Genomic DNA, 16,862 nt, shown 5'->3' with positions numbered 1-16,862 from the left:
CTCTACAGCTGTGGCGTATCATACGATTTGTTGAGGAAAACATCGTATGGACGGTGTCGTGATTACATGCCGATATAAGTAGGTAAGTACCATTTCTTGCAATACCGTTCTTATCCCAATTACATGCTCCTCTATTCGAGCCCTCCTATGTCTCCATCCCATTTCCCGATATGATGTCTATGGATTAGCCATACAGTCATCAGTATTATATTTTCAGAAAGCATTAAAGCCGCAGAACACCCCTTGTAGTGTCTGCGGCTTTAACGTATTATATTATCAGTGGAAAGTCCCGGCTGCTTATGCCTCGGCTTTCTCCTTATAGCGCGCCATGAGCCACGCCTTTTGTTCTTCTATCGTCATGTGACTGTTGTCCAACTCCAGCGCATCGTCAGCCATGCGCAGAGGCGATGTTTCGCGGTGAGAGTCGATGTAGTCGCGCTCCTTCACGTTTTTCAGAATGTCGTCGAAATCGGCCGGCATGCCCTTCGTCTTCAGTTCGTCGTAACGGCGCTGCGCCCTCACTTCTGCCGATGCAGTTACGAAAATCTTGAGTTCTGCATCGGGGAAAACCACCGTGCCGATGTCGCGGCCGTCCATTATTATTCCCTTCTCCTTGCCCATTGCCTGCTGCTGTGCCACGAGGGCCTCTCTAACAAAGGGCAGGGCGGCAATCTTGCTTACGTTTGCCGACACCTCCATGGTGCGTATCTCTTTCTCTACCAGTTCACCGTTGAGATAAGTGTCCGGGCGTCCAGTTTCGCTGTTCAGTCTGAACGAAATGTTTATTTCGCCCATTCTGTCTTTCAGCTCGTCGGTCTTTATGCTTCCGTCCTCATCGAACAGACTGTTGCGCATGGCGAAGAGCGTCACCGAGCGGTACATTGCGCCGGTGTCGACATATATGTATCCTATTTCGCGTGCAAGGTCTTTTGCCATCGTACTCTTTCCACATGAGGAATAACCGTCGATGGCTATCGTAATCTTTCTCATTGTTATGTGATTTATAAAGAATATGCCAGGTTTACCAGTATGGATGAACTCGAGACGTGGTATTTGCCGTAAGCCAGATTCAGCTTGAAGCGTTCGAGGTTTATTCCCGCTCCGAACGAAAGTCCGGCTCCGTGGCTGCTCGAGCCGTCGGCCTCGGTTATCTTCATTTCGTTGGCGCGTCTGAAGTTGTATCCTACGCCCACCCATATTGTAGGAGATATGATAATGTCGGCTCCCATCACCAGATGGTTTATGAATTTATAATCCAGATGGTTCAGGTCGACAAGTGTTGCCGATAAGCGGAACGGCATGTGTGCGAAGCGCTTGCTTGCTCCGAGCTGTACGTCGATAGGCATACGGTCGTACTGGTCGTCGTAGGCCTTCATCTGACCACCGAGGTTTTTCGCCACGAGCGACACCGACCATTCCTTCTCCGGGTCGTAGTAGTTCAGTCCGAGGTCAATGCCCATGGCTATCGAATTGTAGTCGCCGATGTATGAAGTCACGAATTTCGCGGTTATACCTCCGGCGATGCGCTCGGTCAGCATGTATGAGAAATAGCCTGCTATGGAAATGTCTTTAGCCGAGAACTCGCCTGTCTGCACATTGTTCTCGTCCATTTCTTTCATTTTTCCGTAGTCGATGAACTGTGCCGATGCGGCCACCGACGCGCGTTCCTTTATGATTCTGTTGAATGCCGCACTTGCGGTGTTGGCGCCGGACATGTAGTTCATGTAGTTGAGGTTTATCGTTTTGTCACTCACCGACGACAGTAGTGCAGGGTTATTGAATATCATGGACTCATCGTCTTCGATGATGCTGATGTTGTCGCCTCCCAGAGCCGCGGCATGCGCACTTACAGGCAGTCTCAGGAAGTTGTATCCCGTGCGGCTGTCTTGAGCTTTGGCAGCGATGGCCATGATTGTCAATATGATGATAAATGATGTTTTCTTCATCTGCAGAACCAATTATGATGCAAAGATAGTGCAAGCGAGTGGAAAGAAAACTTGTTTTCAATTTCCCGAGCGCCGCCTATTTTCTGTAAATATAGTGCAAGCGAGTGGAAAGAAAACTTGCTTTCAATTTCCCGAGCGCCGCCTATTTTCTGTAAATATAGTGCAAGCGAGTGGAAAGAAAACTTACTTTCAATTTCCCGAGCACAGCATATCTTCTGCAAAGATACAGCAAAGTACGAGCAGAATAAAATAAATTCATTTATTTTTTTGATAAGTGTCCGTATTACAGCTGCTATGGCTCCGCACTGGTGTCATGTGCCCGCAGGGTGTAAACCGTGTGCTTTCCATGCCTGTTTGCCATTGTTCTTTTCATACTACCGTTGTTGGTTAAACGTACGTTCCAAAGCCTTTTGCGCCCGTCCGTATGTTCTCAGTGTCGCGCCTGTAGATGCAAATTTTATTTAACATCTGTTTGCTTTTCGCTGATGGGATTTAACATTCCATTTTTTCATTTCCAGGAGATGACAGACCACAATATGGCATCCTAAAGCACCGTTTCGCTCTGACCGTAAACCGGTTGCCGGTCCGTCGGTTTGCGAAATTGCCTATATCATGGTGCGGTAAAGTCTGTTTCAGGGCATGGTTTGGTCTTTTTCGGCGTGTACTATGGCCTATTTCAGAGCCTGAAACGGGCCGTTTCGCACGGCGATTAAATTCCGTGTGTAAGTTGGTGCTGTGTAAATGATTTATTATCAATGTGTTATGGACGTTTCGTATTTTCGCGATATTTCGCGTCAACCGGCCGTCAGCCCGCTCCGATGCGATTTTTCAGAACTTCCGACGCGAAATATTTAACAATTCACGCACCGTTTTTTGTTTATTTATACATCGGCATCCTGTATACCCGTGTCCGTGCCATGTGGTGTTCATTCCCATACAGCCCGCGCCGGCACAATGCCGGCAGAATATTCATTGTCGGCACTACCGGCGTGTCACGGTTCGTGCATGCCTTGTCGCTGTGTGCCGTCTGTGGCTGTTGTGTCAGCGTGTGTCCGTAGTCATATTGTTGCGGATTGGCGGCCGGGATAAAAATGGAGCGATAGATTTTGTTCTGTATTATATTTGTGTTATCTTTGTATCGTTATATGCCATAACGACGGCTGCAGACGTATGGCTTTTGTCTCTACATGCAGTGCCGCCGCTTCTGATGCGCGACTGCAATTATATAATAAGGTCTGTTTGTAGGATAGTGGAAGTAAAGAAATCAAAAAGTGCGGATATAAACAATAACAGAGCCACGTGGTTTCTGCTCGGTCTGGTGTTTGTGCTTTCGTTGCTGTTCGTCGTTCTTGAATACACGGCGTCTGACGGGAGTGCGTCAGACGATGAGGAACTGCTCGAGGACATGTCTCTGGACATGGAGATTTATCCTTCGATGGACATAAAATCGTTCAAGGCGTTCATGGCTTCGTCGGAAGACAAACGCTCGCACGACAAACTGAAGATAGTAGAGAACGAGGAGCAGAAGAGCTCCGAGGCTGACATACCGGACGAAAATGTGGAAACATCTGAATTTTCAGAAGATGCCGCTACGTCGGGAAATGAAACCATAGAAGGTGCAGACCAAGAGTCTGACGGGACGGAAGAAGAACCCCTCAGTTTCCGTGTGGTGGAACAGATACCGGAGTTTCCCGGCGGCATGGGAGCTTTCATAAAGTGGTTGTCGGCCAATCTGAAATATCCGGAATCGGCAAAGAACCGTAAGATACAGGGCAAGGTGGTCGTGTCGTTCATTGTCAATAAGGACGGCTCCATATCCGACGAGAAGGTCATGAAAGGCATAAATCCGCTTCTCGACCGCGAGGCGTTGCGCGTGATAAAGCTCATGCCGAAGTGGAAACCCGGAGTGGAGAACGACAAACCGTGCCGCACTTTATTCGCCATACCTATAGTTTTCAAAATATAAAACACATCAATGTTATGTTGAACGCAAACGAAATATTGCAGAAGGTAAACGAGTGTCTTGACATTATTTCACGGGGCCGCGAGCCGGAAACGCTTTACGAGCCTATAAGATACGTGTTGTCCATCGGTGGAAAACGCATCCGCCCGGTGCTCATGATGCTTACTTATGAACTGTTCAGGGACGATCCGGAACAGATAATGATGCCGGCCTGCGCAATAGAGACCTATCATAACTACACGCTGTTGCACGACGACCTCATGGATAATGCCGATCTGCGCCGCGGACATCAGACTGTTCACAAGAAGTGGGATGCCAACACGGCCATCCTTTCGGGCGACTCCATGCTGGTGCTGGCATACCAGCGCATGGCGCAGTGTGCCCCCGACAAGCTGAAACCCGTGCTCGACCTGTTTTCACAGACTGCTCTCGAAATAGGCGAGGGCCAGCAGTACGACATGGACTTTGAGCACCGCAACGACGTGACCGAGGCTGAGTACATCGAGATGATACGTCTCAAGACAAGTGTTCTGCTTGCATGCTCAATGAAGATAGGCGCCATTCTGGCCGATGCTCCTGCCGGTGACGCCGAGAATCTCTACAAGTTCGGCGAACAGGTGGGCCTTGCCTTCCAGCTGCAGGACGATTATCTTGATGTGTATGGTGATCCTTCCGTATTCGGAAAGGCGATAGGCGGTGACATCGTTTCAAACAAAAAGACATACATGCTCATCAATGCCATGAATCGTGCCGACGAGAAACAGCGCGCCAGACTTTCCGGATGGATTGACGCCCGTGAGTTTGATGCCGGCGAGAAGATTGCCGCTGTCAGGGCTCTTTACGACGAGATTGGCATAGACCGTCTGGCTCAGGAGAAGATAAACTATTATTTCGAGCAGAGCAGAAAATACATCGATGCCGTCAATGTGGCCGAGGAGCGCAAGGCGGAACTGATGAGCTATGTCTCCAGAATGATGAAAAGAAATTATTGATAAGTTTCCTTTAAAATACAGCGAAAACCACTACACATGCCATACAGAAGATTGCCGAAGACAGACGCTGCAAGGCTCAAGGCTTTGAAGATATTGTTGGACAACAACGATATCTACACTGTCAGAAACAATTTTGTCGGGTGGAAATCGCTCAACCGTGCGCAGACTGTCTACGACAGACTTTATACTGCATGCAGTCAGTACAAGCTTATGCTCGGAGCGCAGAAGCGTCACACGTCAAAGATAGACAAGCTGATGCGCAATGCGTCGATGTATGTCAGCCATTTTCTTCAGGTTCTTTTCCTCGCTGTCGAGCGTAAGGAGATAAAGAAACAGAGCCTTGAACTCTATGGTCTGACTTCGGAGACCACAGCTCTGCCCAACATCAAGTCGCCGGATGGTCTGCTGGAGTGGGCGCCCAAGATAATACAGGGCGAGAAGGCACGCCTGAAGAAGGGCGGACGTCCTATTTACAATCCGACGATAGGCATGGTTGCGACTCATTATGAGATATTCCGTGAGATGTACGAGAAGCACCGTGCAAGTGTGCAGAAGACTCAGAAGGCACTTGAGGCAGTGCAGGCACAGCGCGAGGAGATAGACGCTTTGCTGCTCGACATCTGGAATCAGATAGAACATCACTACGAGAACGAACCGCCTGAACGGCGCTATGCCGAGTGCCGCAAGCTCGGGGTGGTGTATTATTACAGGCGCAACGAGAAACATTTATATTGAATCAAATTGATGACATTTATTGATACACATATTCATCTTGACGGTGAGGAGTTCGCAGCTGACTGTGACGAGGTGGTGAGCCGCGCCAGGGCGGCGGGCTGTTCGGCCATGTTTGTGCCGGCTATAGACCTTGCGCATCTGTCTGATGTGCTCGACGTATGTTCCCGCCATAAAGGTTATGCTTATCCAATGATAGGACTTCATCCGGAAGAGGTACGTTCCGACTGGCAGGAAGTGCTTGCCGCGATGAGACAGCAGCTCAGTCCGGAGTCGCCGTTCATTGCCGTGGGTGAGGTGGGATTGGACTTTTACTGGTCGCGTGAGTTTGAGAACGAACAGCTCGCGGCTTTCGAAGAGCAGGTGAAATGGTCTGTCGAAACGCGCCTGCCCCTTATGATTCACTGTCGCAAGGCGCAGAATGAAATGGTGAAAATATTGCGCAGATACCGTAAAGAACTGCCTGGCGGTGTGTTCCATTGCTTCACCGGCAATGAGCATGAGGCAGCCGAACTGCTCGAGTTCGATAATTTCATGCTCGGCATAGGTGGTGTGCTGACATTCAAAAAGAGCAATCTGCCGACAGTACTGCCGGCAACGGTACCGCTCAACCGCATCGTTCTCGAGACCGATGCGCCCTATATGGCACCTGTACCTATGCGTGGCAAGCGTAACGAAAGTTCTTTCATAACATATATTATAAGTATGCTCGCCGGATGCTATAATGTTTCTGACGATGAGGTTATGCGGCAGACAAATGATAATGTAAGGGCTGTTTTTAATCTGTAAAACATTAAAGAACTTTAAAATACAAGGAGAAACTGCTGAAATAATCAAAAAAACAATACTTTTGCAGTCGGTTTCAATGGAAAGGTGCTCGAGTGGCTGAAGAGGCACGCCTGGAAAGCGTGTGTGCGTCAAAAGCGTACCGGGGGTTCGAATCCCCCTCTTTCCGCTTCACAAAAATACGTCCGTATGAAAACAATCATTGCACGTTTTGCAATAGCTTTTTTATCCGTATTCTTTCTTAATGTCGTTTGTCTTGCATCACCGGTTGACAGTGCTTCAGCCAAATCCGTTACAGCGGTTGCTGCCGACAGTGTTTCAGGCATGTCAGACGATTTGTTGAGTGAGTCAGACAGTGCATTGCTCGCATCGGCTGTTGTGCCTGTCGAAAGTCAGGGTTTCCACAAAGTGCTTAAGACAAAGTTCATTGAGGGCGACGCAGCGTTCATGTCGCTTGTGGCACTTGTGCTTGTCATTGGTCTGGCTTTTTGCATCGAGCGCATCATATATCTCAGTCTGTCGGAGATAAATGCCAAGAAGTTCATGGCCGATCTCAGCGAGAAAGTGGAGTCGGGCGATATTGAGGGCGCCAAGAGCCAGTGCCGCGATACACGCGGTCCGGTGGCTTCCATCTGTTATCAGGGCCTTCTGCGTATCGACGAATCAATCGAGAATGTAGAGCGTTCGGTCGCTTCATACGGTTCGGTACAGTCAGCCAATCTTGAGAAAGGTTGCTCGTGGATCACGATGTTCATTGTCATGGCTCCGTCACTCGGATTCCTCGGTACGGTGATCGGCATCGTTATGGCTTTCGGTGACATACAGCAGGCGGGTGATATAAGTGCCACTGCAGTTGCCGCCGGTATGAAGGTTGCGCTCATAACAACAATCTTCGGTATAATCGTTGCCTTGATTCTGCAGCTGTTCTATACTTACGTCATTTCAAAAATCGACCATATAGTATCGCAGATGGAAGAAAGTGCCATAACACTTCTTGATGCGATTGCGAAATACAAATTGAAGAAATGAAACAAGGTATGCGGCAATATTCCACAGAGAAGCTCTCACATCGGGTTCTCTATGTTCTCACAGCTGTGATAGCGGTTGTGTTCTGTCTGTTCTATTTTGTCGGATACGACCAACCGTTTGAAGACAATCCGGAATACAATGCCCCGCAGTTTACGGGCATGCTTGTGGGTTTTGTCGTTTTTTTCGTTGTGGCTTCAGTGGTGGCCGGCCTTGCTGCGCTTGTCATAAGCATTCGTAAGCGCGGCGGTTCTGAAGGCATTGTCAACGGCATATATGTCGCACGCATCGCTTCGGTCATTACTGTGTTCACTGCGTTACTTCTCATTGTCACCTTTATATTGGGTTCCGGCGATGCTATTAATATCAATGGCGAGAAGTATCAGGACGCCTTTTGGCTCAAAATTGCCGACATGTTCGTCAGCTCCATCATTGTGATGCTAGTTCTTTCGGTTGCAGCCGTTGTGTTTGGAGCGACGCGTTATCTCAGAAAAAAAGACCATAAATGCTGATAAGAAGAAGGAGACATACGGTTCCGAAGCTCGATGCCACGTCAACAGCCGACATCTCTTTCATGTTGCTGACGTTTTTCCTTGTCACGACTTCCATGGATTCGGACAAGGGACTCATACGTCAGCTCCCTCCCGCCGACACTGAAAACCAGACCGAGGCCCCTGTTGTGGCCCGCGAGAATCTGATGATGTTTAGAATAACATCGGCCGATCAGCTTCTTCTTAACGACACTGCGGTATCTACAGACAATCTTCGTGACGACATACGCAAGTTCATTGTAAGCCACGGCGACAATCATTCCATCGGCATAGATGCAGATCCCGCGTCGTCCTACGACACTTACTTCAGACTACAGAATGAGATTGCCGCCGCCTATGCCATGGTGCGCAACGACGTGGCAATCAAACATTTCGGCCGCGTTTACGGTCGTTGCAATCAGGACGAACGCGATTATGTGAGAAGCCGTTGCCCGCAACGCATAATCGAAATATACGATAAGGAAGGAGGAACGCAGCATGCAGATTAGGCGACACCGCAGACCTGAAGTTCCGATGCTGAATACCGCATCGCTTCCGGACCTTATATTCACCGTTCTTTTCTTCTTTATGATGGTCACACACATGCGGACTGTCACACCGAAAGTGAAATACCACGTTCCGAACGGTAGCGAACTGACGCGCCTTTCGAAGAAAAACATCATTTATTATATATATATAGGTGTGCCCGAAAAGTCTGTCTCAGATTCTGACAATGGCGGCGTGACTCGTATACAGCTCAATGACAAGTTTGTCACACCGGCTGACATAACAGATTATATGACGTATGAGATGGCATCAATGATGCCATCCGAGCGCGACCGCGTCATGGTTTCGGTCAAGGCCGACCGCTCCACACACATGCGGATAATCAGCGATGTGCGTCAGGCTTTGCGCGAGGCAGGCGTGCGCAGAGTCAGTTTCTCTGCCACAGGCGTAAATGATAAATTAACAGAAAAATGATATGAATTTGTTGTTATATTCATCATTTTATCCTATCTTTGCGCAAAATATAAATTAAAATGGCATATCACAGTTTAGATTTATTGGATAAAAAGATCCTGAAACTTATTGCCGATGATGCCCGCATACCGTTTCTTGAAGTGGCGAGGGTATGCAATGTGAGCGGTGCGGCAATACATCAGCGCATTCAGAAACTGACAAGTCTTGGCATTCTGAAGGGTTCGCAGTTCATCATCGATCCGGAAATGATAGGTTATGATACATGTGCCTACATCGGATTGTGTCTTAAGGATCCTGAACGTTTCGGCGAAGTGGTTGACGAACTGAGAAAGATACCGGAGGTGGTGGAGTGTCATTACACCACAGGCGGTTTCGACATGTTCATCAAAATCTATGCTTTCAACAACCACCATCTGCTTGATATTATTCACGACAAGCTTCAACCTCTGGGCTTGGCACGCAGCGAGACAATAATATCATTCAATGCTGCAATCAACCGTCAGGTGCCGATATCAAACATTCTTGTATCGAAGGAAGAGGAGGAAGAATAAGGCTGAACTGTATTGTTTCAGATTTTGACAAATGTCCGACCTTAGAGCAGCATGCACATCTGGCGCTGCTCATGGCCGGACAAATTTTTTATGGTCTTTCGTAATCGGCGAAAGAATATTCAAACAAGTGTTTTTCGTCTTTCTGATGGCTCTCTCTGTTTGTGAGAGTCCAGTCAGAGTAGTCGGGGAAGAAGGCATCGGCTTCCTGCGGAGTGTCGTCAATCTCGGTGAGCAGGAGTCTGTCTGCAAATTTCATTGCCTGTTCGTAAACGCTCGCTCCGCCTATGATGAACACGTCCTCGTCCTCCTTGCAGTTGTTCAGAGCCTCTTCCAGCGACGAGTATTTGTCGCATCCCGGAAATTCGCCGTCGCCGCGGCTCAGTACCACATTGCGTCTGTTGGGCAGTGCACCTTTAGGTAATGATTCGAATGTGCGGCGTCCCATGATTATGGTATGGCCTGTGGTGAGTGTCTTGAAACGCTTGAGGTCGTTGGGCAACCAGTACAGCAGTTTGTTGTTATGGCCTATGGCACGGTTGCGCGCCACGGCAGCTATGATGCTTATGCTCATTGTTCTATATGTTCTTTTGTTAATGTTATACGCTCACTTTCGCGCTTATGTGGTCCCACGGGTCGTATCCTTCCAGTTGGAAGTCTTCATATTTGAAGTCGAACAGGCTCTTCACGTCCTTGTTCAGAATCATTCTCGGCAACTGTCGCGGTGTACGTGTGAGTTGCAGACGGGCTTGGTCAAGGTGGTTAAGATACAGATGTGTGTCGCCGGTTGTATGTATGAAGTCGCCGGCTTTCAGTCCCGTCACCTGTGCCATCAGCATAAGCAGCAGCGCGTATGAGGCGATGTTGAACGGCACACCGAGGAACGTGTCGGCCGAACGCTGATAGAGTTGCAGCGAAAGGCGGCCGTCTGCCACGTAGAACTGGAACAGACAGTGGCACGGTGGCAGCGCCATCTGGTCTACCTCAGCCGGATTCCATGCACTCACCATCATGCGCCGTGAGTCAGGATGATGCTTTATCAGGTCTATGACATTGCTTATCTGGTCGATCGTTCCGCCGTTGTAGTCGGGCCACGAACGCCACTGATGGCCGTATACCGGTCCGAGGTCACCATTCTCATCGGCCCATTCGTTCCATATTCTCACACCGTGTTCCTGAAGATATTTCACGTTGGTGTCGCCTTTGAGAAACCACAACAGCTCGTATATTATCGACTTAAGATGCAGTTTTTTTGTGGTGAGCAGCGGGAAACCATCCTCCAGATTGAATCTCATCTGGTGTCCGAACACACTCAGTGTCCCCGTTCCCGTGCGGTCAGTCTTTTTTGTGCCCTCCGTCATGATGCGGTTGAGCAGGTCAAGATATTGTTTCATTTTATTTCAGTGATGATTTCGTTTTGTTCCGGAATGTGCGCACTCTTTATCTTCCATTCCTGCGGATACAGATTGTTGGCGCGGTTGCCGATGTTCTTCTCAAATCCCAACGGCAAGCCTTTGTACGTGAGCAGCACAAAGCCCTTGGGTGTGCCGTCGGGTAGAGCCACCGCCTCTTTGCGCAGATAGTTTATTGCCTGCGTGTAGTCTATGTCTACACTGGCAAACCTGTTGCGGTCGAGCCGTGTCGAAAGAGCCAGCGACTGGTCGGGCACCATGTCCTTTCCTTTGCGCGTTCCGATGGTTATTCCGGCATGAATCACGTTCAGACTTTTTGCAGCGGCGTCATACACGTCGGCCCATTTCTTCGGTATTGCCACCAGACGGTCGCCTCTCTCTCTTGTCTCGAAGTCGTCGCTGCCGGTCAGTGGAAGGCTCACAGCCTTGTCTGTTTTTCTGTTCTGCTTTTTGTTTGCAGGTACCTTGGTCGGTGAGTCATATTGTCCGTGCTTTCTCAATACTGTCATGAACAGTCCTTCGCCCTCACTCGTGCCCGGCAGAAAGCGGTATGACGGATTGTCGCCTACCAGCGATCCCGTGATGTTCCACTCCGGACTGACGGCTATCTCAACGAAATCCGCCCCCAGCTCTTCGGCTATCCATGCTGCGTTCTCCTCGTCCTCGTGGGCATTGAACGTGCATGTGGAGTATATCATCAGGCCGCCCGGCTTCAGACATGGCCATATATCGCTCACAATCTCGCGCTGCAAACGGCGGCAGTTCTCCACATTCTGCACACTCCATTCGCTTATCGCGCCTTCGTCCTTGCGGAACATTCCCTCGCCGGAACACGGCACGTCGGCCAGTATGATGTCGAACATGAGCCCCGACTTTCTGAAGTCGCGTGGATAGTTGTTGGTCACTATCACGTCCGTATGGCCGAACTTCTGCATGTTCTCACTCAGAATGTTGGCCCTCATCCTCATGGGTTCGTTGCTTATGAGCAGACTGCCCTCAGGCAGAAATGTGCGGCACGCTGTTGATTTTCCGCCCGGAGCGGCACACAAATCGAGTATTCTTACACTGTCGCTCACCGTCTGTCGCAACACGTGTGCAACAAACATCGACGATGCTTCCTGCACATAGTATGCCCCGGCATGCAACAGCGGATCGAACGTGAAGTTCGGTCTTTCGTTCAGATACACTCCCGTAGGACACCATGCCACGTCGCTCCTCTTTCCGGTTATTGCGGTGTGGGCGATGTCACACTTCAGCGGATTCAGTCTGATGCTCACCGGTGCTTCATCCTTCAGGCCGGTTGCGAGCGACTCAAACCTGTCGTCGCCCATCAGCTCCCGCGTATATTTTATGAATTCTTCGGGCAGTGTCATGTCTGTATTATTAATTTATGTGCAAATGTAGTAAATATATTTTACAATCGGTATATTCTCTCCGGCTGATTGCTGTAGTGCCATGTTTTGAGTCATTCCGCTTATACTGTATGATGTTCTGATGTTTTATCGTGTCCGATATAATAAGATATTTATGTTTTTCAGTTTTATTTATAAATAAAAATCTTATCTTTGTAGCAGGATGGAAGTATTCTGTCCGACTTATTGGAAAATTAGAGGCGTTATGTCTTCATCTTGTATGTGAAAAGCCTAGGAAACTTTACTCACTGTGAACAAGAGGCGACGTGATGGTTCCTGCGTGTATATAGGCGTGGGAGCTGTTATCTGTATCTGTTCACAAAGGTTTTCCTAGCACCTTCACATTAGGATATGGCATACGGCACCCACGCCTTTCGCATACATCAACGTCCCACAGGGTGACAGGACATAATGTATTCTAAACATGAAAAAATTTTTATCGGTTGTGCTGATGCTTACATTGTCTGTTGCAATGTATGCACAGAAAGATGTCACAAAGTTTCTCGGCATTCCTATTGACGGAACAAAGAATGCCATGATACAGAAACTGAAGGCAAAAGGTTTTACCTATAATAGTGTGACAGATATGCTGGAAGGTGAGTTCAACGGCTCGGAAGTGCGGATCTCGGTGGTCACAAACAGAAACAAGGTATATCGTATTTATGTCGCCGACAAGTACGCATGTGATGAGGGTTATATAAAAATAAGGTTTAATAATCTGTGCCGCCAGTTCGAGAACAATGACAAATATCTGGGCGATAATGATCAGACGTTATCTGATGACGAGGACATTAGTTATGAGATCACGGTAAATAATAAACGTTATGAGGCCATATTTTTCCAAAAAACAGACGAGGAACAGAAGGAAAAATACGTGAGAGACCGGCTTCTCGAGAAATATACTGCGGAACAGCTTGCCGATACGTCACAGGTGATGCAGGGAAAGGTTTCATGCGATGAACTGATTTTTAGGTTGGATTATATTAAAAACACCAAATCAAAGCCTGTATGGTTTATGATAAACCAGGAATATGGCAGATACCGCATACTTATGTATTACGATAACGAATACAACAAGTCTGACGGCGAAGATCTTTAAATACGTTTGGTGATATGAAAAAGATTTGGATTTTTCTTGCCGGTGTGGTGTGCGGTGTGGTTTTCATTTTTGCGCTTTCTTTCATCGTTGCTGTAGTCAGACAGTCGTCTCCCACAGCTGACATAACCATGCTGAAAGAGGATGGCCCGGTCATAAGTGAACGGTCGTTCACCGTGCTCAGTGTTCTCGATTCCGGCAATGCCTTGGCTTACGAAGATGGTATCTCAAGCCTGTTGGTGCTGTTTCTTTGCGAGGACGGCCAGACTTATTACGACGGTCAGGCGATTGATGTTGCTCCGGGACAATGTGTCAAACAGGTGGGCACATACAGATATGTTGCAAGAAACGATCTTACAAAGACCGTTCCCGTCGTGGTCATACGCGACAAATAGTAGTTTACGTTGGTTTTGACAGAAGTAAGGTATGTATATAATGCCAGTCTTCGTTTCTTTTAGGTGTCAATGAAAGGTACGCAACTATTTGGATACAACAGTAACGTGACATGACATGCAAATCAAAATATAACATAAATCCACGACATAACTGGTATGTCGTGGATTTACATTATATGCAATAGTGATGTCATCATCCTGTTTTTGTATGTCCGGTCACAGGTTGTTGACTGCTGTGCACAGTTCATATTCTCTGTAATATTCGCATGTTCGTGTCTCCTCTACATTTATGTATAAATATACAATTATCCGTTCCGCATAATGCATAAATATTCAGCGTAAGTGCTCAAAACTCGAATATTTTCGAGCAACAGGTCGTTCGGTCGCAAATACGCGAGTTTTGAGCACTTTGCGCATTTGTCTGACAATCAACAGCTTACGGATTATCGCATCGCGGACCGACTTATTTTGTGTTGCGAAACAGTCTTTTTCAGGGGGCAAAACAGCCCATTTCAGGGGCTGAAACAGGCGATATCGTGTGCTGATTCGGGCTATATCAGGACTCGATTCGGACTCTTTTGTTTCAGTCCGTCGCCGGAAACGCTTGCTGTGGCTGATAAAGTGGTCGGACAACATGACCGTCTTCATGTGATAAAGCCTTTTTCGTTGTCCTCCGTTTTTCTATTTTGAGAAAAATTTTTGTCAAAATTTTTTACTGTGAAAACTGCATAAATATGCAAAATAATCGTGATATGTATCATTTTATACACATGCCGTGTGGAATGCGAAAAGGACATATCTACATAGGGTTTCTGTTTCATTGTTCGTTGTAGATGATAGTATGACGGAGTATATTTATTGTTATATGATGTTTTTATTGGATACGTTGTTTTATATTCATCCAACTGAAGCAGATCGTGTTCACTTTCCATGAAATATATTGGTGGTTGGAGTCTGGAATAAGACAATCTGTCTTAAAAATATACAGTGGTTATGAAAAAAATCATTTTCTTTGCAACGAAACGGCAACGCGGTGCGTCTAACCAACAGAAACAATTAAAAAACAGATAAAACAATGAAACATTTATTATTGGGATTGGTGATGTTTTCTGCATTGAATGCAGTAGCCGTGGACACTACTCCGCGTCATCGTCACCAGCATGTAGATGATGCTGTACAGGTTCAGCAGGTGGATACGGCTTACGAAGCGGTTGAGGCTTACTCGGACACAACAACTTATGAGGCTGATAACGACGCAACGACACCGACTGTAAGTATTCCTGCAAACAGTGTCAATCCGGCGGATTACGGTGATCCGTTCACTTTCTATAATGCCTTGTGGACGGTAGGTGCCGGTGGAGTGATTATAGCCATACTGCTTACGCTTTTGTTCCTTATTTTCATCTTGGCTCCGATCGTTATCGTAGTGTTGCTGATAAGATATCTTTTCAAGCGTCATAACGACAGAGTCTTGCTCAGAGAGAAGGAGATGGAACGTAATTATGAACATAAAGAATACCGTCAGGTGGATTATGAGAAAGTACGTGACGACTACATGTGGAAGCGTGGAATACAGAACGTTGCCCTTGGTCTTGGCCTTGTACTGATGTTCGGTTGTTGGGGCGCAGAGGCTCTTGTCGGTGTAGGTCTGCTCGTGATGTGTTTTGGTATCGGACAGATGGTCATCGCACGTACTGTGCCGGGTGGACGCCGCAAGCAGGACCGTGGTTCCGGTTTGAGACAGGACAGCTATATCCCTGGACAGAATTCTGGAAGAAACGACCGCCCTTATGACGCACCGAACGGACAGAATGTGCAGGCCGGTGGTTATTATCGTGGCTCCGGACTGAAGCAGGACAGCTATATTCCCGGGCAGAATATGAAGGATGAGAAGCCTTCTGACACTCCGGTCGGACCGGACGCATCTGCCGGTAAGCAGGACGAAACAAAGGATAATCAATAAGCTGGCCGGCCGTGAACAATTTGAACGACATCTCTCTTGTCACTCAGGTGGCTGTATTTCATAACAGGCGTGCTTTCGATCGCCTTGTGGTGAAATATCAGTCACCTATAAGGCGGTTTTTCATGAACCAGACCTTGGGTGACAAACAGCTGAGTGATGATCTCGCTCAAGACACGTTCATCAGAGCCTACGTGAATATAACGAAGTACCGCGGGCTGGCAGCGTTCTCCACCTGGCTTTACAAGATCGCATACAATGTGCTGTATGATTACAGGAGAAGGTCGAAGACCGCATGCGACATTGATGGTGTGCTGGGTGTAAAGATGCGTCAGACTACAGGTGACAGCAATCTGAAGATGGATATATACGATGCGCTTTCACGCCTGAACGACAGTGAACGTTCCTGTGTAAGCCTTCAGCTGATAGACGGATATCCGATAAACCGCATTGCGGAAATCACCGGAATGGCTGAGGGAACGGTGAAATCGCACATCTTCAGGGGAAAGAAGAAATTGTCGAACTATTTAAAGCAGAACGGATATGACTGAAAACGAAGATAAGAGGATAATATCTTTTTTTGAGGAATATGGCCGGAATGAAATACCGGATGACGGTTTTTCGCAGCGTGTTATGCGCGGACTTCCGTCGTCGGACTATGTTTATAAACAGCGTCTCAACAGAATATGGACTGCCGTATGCGCCATTGCGGGCATCGCACTGTTTGTCTTGACTGACAGTGTTGCCGTGTTGAAACATCTCGCTGCCAATTTTGTGGTTGATGTATTCACCTCCGCCATATCAATAGATGTGAGTGGTGTGTCGTTTGTGATGCTGGCCATGATGTTCCTCACCTTTGTATATGTGGCCATATACAACATGATAACGTCCGACAATTAGCATTTTTGTATAATAGAAAGTATAGTTGCCGCGGATGGCTTCGACTCATTTTCATCCGATGAAAATGTCGAAGTCATCCTCTTCTTTGCCTATTGTCTTTGTGAAATTTGTCTTCAGATGTAAAACATTCCAAATAGATTGTATTTTATATCAGAGCAGAAAATCATTTTATTTGCAACGAAA

20 protein-coding genes and 1 tRNA gene are annotated in these 16,862 nt (G+C 47.6%); 15 read left to right on the top strand and 6 right to left on the bottom strand.

The features are described 5' to 3' along the window. Window positions 1-297 precede the first annotated feature (297 nt). Together cmk and porQ are read right to left on the bottom strand one after the other, a co-directional pair. Complete coding sequence (gene cmk / locus WKT13_RS05460; RefSeq protein ID WP_340323170.1) at window positions 298-990, bottom strand: (d)CMP kinase; 693 nt, start codon at window positions 988-990, stop codon at window positions 298-300. A gap of 11 nt (window positions 991-1,001) precedes the next feature. After that, entirely contained in the window at window positions 1,002-1,946 is a 945-nt protein-coding gene (gene porQ / locus WKT13_RS05455) for a type IX secretion system protein PorQ (RefSeq protein WP_340323169.1), read from the bottom strand. A gap of 1,249 nt (window positions 1,947-3,195) precedes the next feature. On the opposite strand from porQ, the gene WKT13_RS05450 reads away from it, so the two are divergent. The 10 genes from WKT13_RS05450 to WKT13_RS05405 all read left to right on the top strand — a co-directional run bounded on the left by WKT13_RS05450 (window position 3,196) and on the right by WKT13_RS05405 (window position 9,507). Next, the gene (locus WKT13_RS05450) at window positions 3,196-3,912 is read left to right on the top strand and encodes an energy transducer TonB (RefSeq protein WP_340323168.1); all 717 of its coding nucleotides are present in this window, start codon (window positions 3,196-3,198) and stop codon (window positions 3,910-3,912) included. 14 nt (window positions 3,913-3,926) lie between these two features. Further along, window positions 3,927-4,901, top strand: a complete 975-nt coding sequence (locus tag WKT13_RS05445) for a polyprenyl synthetase family protein (RefSeq protein WP_340323167.1) — start codon at window positions 3,927-3,929, stop codon at window positions 4,899-4,901. A gap of 36 nt (window positions 4,902-4,937) precedes the next feature. Further along, window positions 4,938-5,636, top strand: coding sequence for a hypothetical protein (locus WKT13_RS05440; RefSeq protein WP_340323166.1), 699 nt, complete (start codon window positions 4,938-4,940; stop codon window positions 5,634-5,636). Between the two features lie 9 nt (window positions 5,637-5,645). Continuing rightward, window positions 5,646-6,422, top strand: coding sequence for a TatD family hydrolase (locus tag WKT13_RS05435; RefSeq protein WP_340323165.1), 777 nt, complete (start codon window positions 5,646-5,648; stop codon window positions 6,420-6,422). Between the two features lie 78 nt (window positions 6,423-6,500). Continuing rightward, window positions 6,501-6,588 (top strand) — tRNA-Ser (locus WKT13_RS05430). Window positions 6,589-6,608: 20 nt separating this feature from the next. After that, the gene (locus WKT13_RS05425) at window positions 6,609-7,448 is read left to right on the top strand and encodes a MotA/TolQ/ExbB proton channel family protein (RefSeq protein WP_340323164.1); all 840 of its coding nucleotides are present in this window, start codon (window positions 6,609-6,611) and stop codon (window positions 7,446-7,448) included. After that, the gene (locus WKT13_RS05420; protein ID WP_340323163.1) at window positions 7,445-7,957 is read left to right on the top strand and encodes a hypothetical protein; all 513 of its coding nucleotides are present in this window, start codon (window positions 7,445-7,447) and stop codon (window positions 7,955-7,957) included. Before WKT13_RS05425 ends, WKT13_RS05420 begins: the two co-directional genes overlap by 4 nt. Then, window positions 7,951-8,484 carry an ExbD/TolR family protein gene (locus WKT13_RS05415; protein ID WP_340323162.1) on the top strand — a complete coding sequence of 178 codons (534 nt, stop codon included), beginning with the start codon at window positions 7,951-7,953 and terminating at the stop codon, window positions 8,482-8,484. Before WKT13_RS05420 ends, WKT13_RS05415 begins: the two co-directional genes overlap by 7 nt. Continuing rightward, entirely contained in the window at window positions 8,474-8,956 is a 483-nt protein-coding gene (locus WKT13_RS05410) for an ExbD/TolR family protein (protein WP_298619851.1), read from the top strand. The genes WKT13_RS05415 and WKT13_RS05410 overlap by 11 nt, the downstream gene beginning before the upstream one ends. A gap of 59 nt (window positions 8,957-9,015) precedes the next feature. Beyond that, complete coding sequence (locus WKT13_RS05405; protein ID WP_298619853.1) at window positions 9,016-9,507, top strand: Lrp/AsnC family transcriptional regulator; 492 nt, start codon at window positions 9,016-9,018, stop codon at window positions 9,505-9,507. An 88-nt stretch (window positions 9,508-9,595) separates the two neighbouring features. Here WKT13_RS05405 and WKT13_RS05400 read toward each other — a convergent pair whose 3' ends face one another. Genes WKT13_RS05400 through WKT13_RS05390 form a run of 3 tightly spaced genes read right to left on the bottom strand, consistent with a single transcriptional unit; the run spans window position 9,596 to window position 12,289 of the window. Beyond that, window positions 9,596-10,078 carry a dihydrofolate reductase gene (locus tag WKT13_RS05400; RefSeq protein WP_340323161.1) on the bottom strand — a complete coding sequence of 161 codons (483 nt, stop codon included), beginning with the start codon at window positions 10,076-10,078 and terminating at the stop codon, window positions 9,596-9,598. Window positions 10,079-10,103: 25 nt separating this feature from the next. Next, the gene (locus WKT13_RS05395) at window positions 10,104-10,898 is read right to left on the bottom strand and encodes a thymidylate synthase (protein ID WP_340323160.1); all 795 of its coding nucleotides are present in this window, start codon (window positions 10,896-10,898) and stop codon (window positions 10,104-10,106) included. Beyond that, complete coding sequence (locus tag WKT13_RS05390) at window positions 10,895-12,289, bottom strand: methyltransferase RsmF C-terminal domain-like protein (protein WP_340323159.1); 1,395 nt, start codon at window positions 12,287-12,289, stop codon at window positions 10,895-10,897. Before WKT13_RS05390 ends, WKT13_RS05395 begins: the two co-directional genes overlap by 4 nt. 463 nt (window positions 12,290-12,752) lie before the next feature. Between WKT13_RS05390 and WKT13_RS05385 the strand changes: the two genes are divergently transcribed. Both WKT13_RS05385 and WKT13_RS05380 read left to right on the top strand, forming a co-directional pair. Beyond that, window positions 12,753-13,427, top strand: a complete 675-nt coding sequence (locus WKT13_RS05385; protein WP_340323158.1) for a hypothetical protein — start codon at window positions 12,753-12,755, stop codon at window positions 13,425-13,427. Between the two features lie 14 nt (window positions 13,428-13,441). Then, entirely contained in the window at window positions 13,442-13,819 is a 378-nt protein-coding gene (locus WKT13_RS05380; RefSeq protein WP_340323157.1) for a hypothetical protein, read from the top strand. A gap of 333 nt (window positions 13,820-14,152) precedes the next feature. Here the strand turns inward: WKT13_RS05380 and WKT13_RS05375 are convergent, their stop codons facing one another. Then, on the bottom strand, window positions 14,153-14,467 hold the full coding sequence (locus WKT13_RS05375) for a hypothetical protein (RefSeq protein ID WP_340323156.1): 315 nt from the start codon (window positions 14,465-14,467) through the stop codon (window positions 14,153-14,155). 427 nt (window positions 14,468-14,894) lie between these two features. Here WKT13_RS05375 and WKT13_RS05370 point away from each other — a divergent pair, with 427 nt between their 5' ends. The 3 genes from WKT13_RS05370 to WKT13_RS05360 are packed head-to-tail and all read left to right on the top strand — an operon-like array spanning window position 14,895 to window position 16,679. After that, window positions 14,895-15,782 carry a DUF6249 domain-containing protein gene (locus WKT13_RS05370; RefSeq protein WP_340323155.1) on the top strand — a complete coding sequence of 296 codons (888 nt, stop codon included), beginning with the start codon at window positions 14,895-14,897 and terminating at the stop codon, window positions 15,780-15,782. 11 nt (window positions 15,783-15,793) lie between these two features. Beyond that, window positions 15,794-16,330: an RNA polymerase sigma factor gene (locus tag WKT13_RS05365; RefSeq protein WP_340323154.1), complete on the top strand. Its 537-nt coding sequence runs from the start codon at window positions 15,794-15,796 to the stop codon at window positions 16,328-16,330. Beyond that, the gene (locus WKT13_RS05360) at window positions 16,323-16,679 is read left to right on the top strand and encodes a DUF5056 domain-containing protein (RefSeq protein ID WP_340323153.1); all 357 of its coding nucleotides are present in this window, start codon (window positions 16,323-16,325) and stop codon (window positions 16,677-16,679) included. The genes WKT13_RS05365 and WKT13_RS05360 overlap by 8 nt, the downstream gene beginning before the upstream one ends. Window positions 16,680-16,862: the final 183 nt, after the last annotated feature.

The sequence above is a fragment of the Prevotella sp. HCN-7019 genome (assembly GCF_037890215.1).
Classification (GTDB): domain Bacteria; phylum Bacteroidota; class Bacteroidia; order Bacteroidales; family Bacteroidaceae; genus Prevotella.
Note: the sequence above shows the minus strand (reverse complement) of the source record. Positions and strands in the feature narration are given on the sequence as shown.

Excerpts from the sequence above, each read along its gene's own strand:
- WKT13_RS05415 (WP_340323162.1), top strand. The coding sequence starts at position 7,951 with ATGCTGATAAGAAGAAGGAGACATACGGTTCCGAAGCTCGATGCCACG.
- WKT13_RS05390 (WP_340323159.1), bottom strand. The coding sequence starts at position 12,289 with ATGACACTGCCCGAAGAATTCATAAAATATACGCGGGAGCTGATGGGC.
- WKT13_RS05375 (WP_340323156.1), bottom strand. The coding sequence starts at position 14,467 with ATGAAGACGGTCATGTTGTCCGACCACTTTATCAGCCACAGCAAGCGT.
- WKT13_RS05385 (WP_340323158.1), top strand. The coding sequence starts at position 12,753 with ATGAAAAAATTTTTATCGGTTGTGCTGATGCTTACATTGTCTGTTGCA.
- WKT13_RS05440 (WP_340323166.1), top strand. The coding sequence starts at position 4,938 with ATGCCATACAGAAGATTGCCGAAGACAGACGCTGCAAGGCTCAAGGCT.
- porQ (WP_340323169.1), bottom strand. The coding sequence starts at position 1,946 with ATGAAGAAAACATCATTTATCATCATATTGACAATCATGGCCATCGCT.
- WKT13_RS05395 (WP_340323160.1), bottom strand. The coding sequence starts at position 10,898 with ATGAAACAATATCTTGACCTGCTCAACCGCATCATGACGGAGGGCACA.
- WKT13_RS05370 (WP_340323155.1), top strand. The coding sequence starts at position 14,895 with ATGAAACATTTATTATTGGGATTGGTGATGTTTTCTGCATTGAATGCA.
- cmk (WP_340323170.1), bottom strand. The coding sequence starts at position 990 with ATGAGAAAGATTACGATAGCCATCGACGGTTATTCCTCATGTGGAAAG.
- WKT13_RS05410 (WP_298619851.1), top strand. The coding sequence starts at position 8,474 with ATGCAGATTAGGCGACACCGCAGACCTGAAGTTCCGATGCTGAATACC.
- WKT13_RS05380 (WP_340323157.1), top strand. The coding sequence starts at position 13,442 with ATGAAAAAGATTTGGATTTTTCTTGCCGGTGTGGTGTGCGGTGTGGTT.
- WKT13_RS05400 (WP_340323161.1), bottom strand. The coding sequence starts at position 10,078 with ATGAGCATAAGCATCATAGCTGCCGTGGCGCGCAACCGTGCCATAGGC.
- WKT13_RS05425 (WP_340323164.1), top strand. The coding sequence starts at position 6,609 with ATGAAAACAATCATTGCACGTTTTGCAATAGCTTTTTTATCCGTATTC.
- WKT13_RS05420 (WP_340323163.1), top strand. The coding sequence starts at position 7,445 with ATGAAACAAGGTATGCGGCAATATTCCACAGAGAAGCTCTCACATCGG.
- WKT13_RS05405 (WP_298619853.1), top strand. The coding sequence starts at position 9,016 with ATGGCATATCACAGTTTAGATTTATTGGATAAAAAGATCCTGAAACTT.
- WKT13_RS05445 (WP_340323167.1), top strand. The coding sequence starts at position 3,927 with ATGTTGAACGCAAACGAAATATTGCAGAAGGTAAACGAGTGTCTTGAC.
- WKT13_RS05435 (WP_340323165.1), top strand. The coding sequence starts at position 5,646 with ATGACATTTATTGATACACATATTCATCTTGACGGTGAGGAGTTCGCA.
- WKT13_RS05360 (WP_340323153.1), top strand. The coding sequence starts at position 16,323 with ATGACTGAAAACGAAGATAAGAGGATAATATCTTTTTTTGAGGAATAT.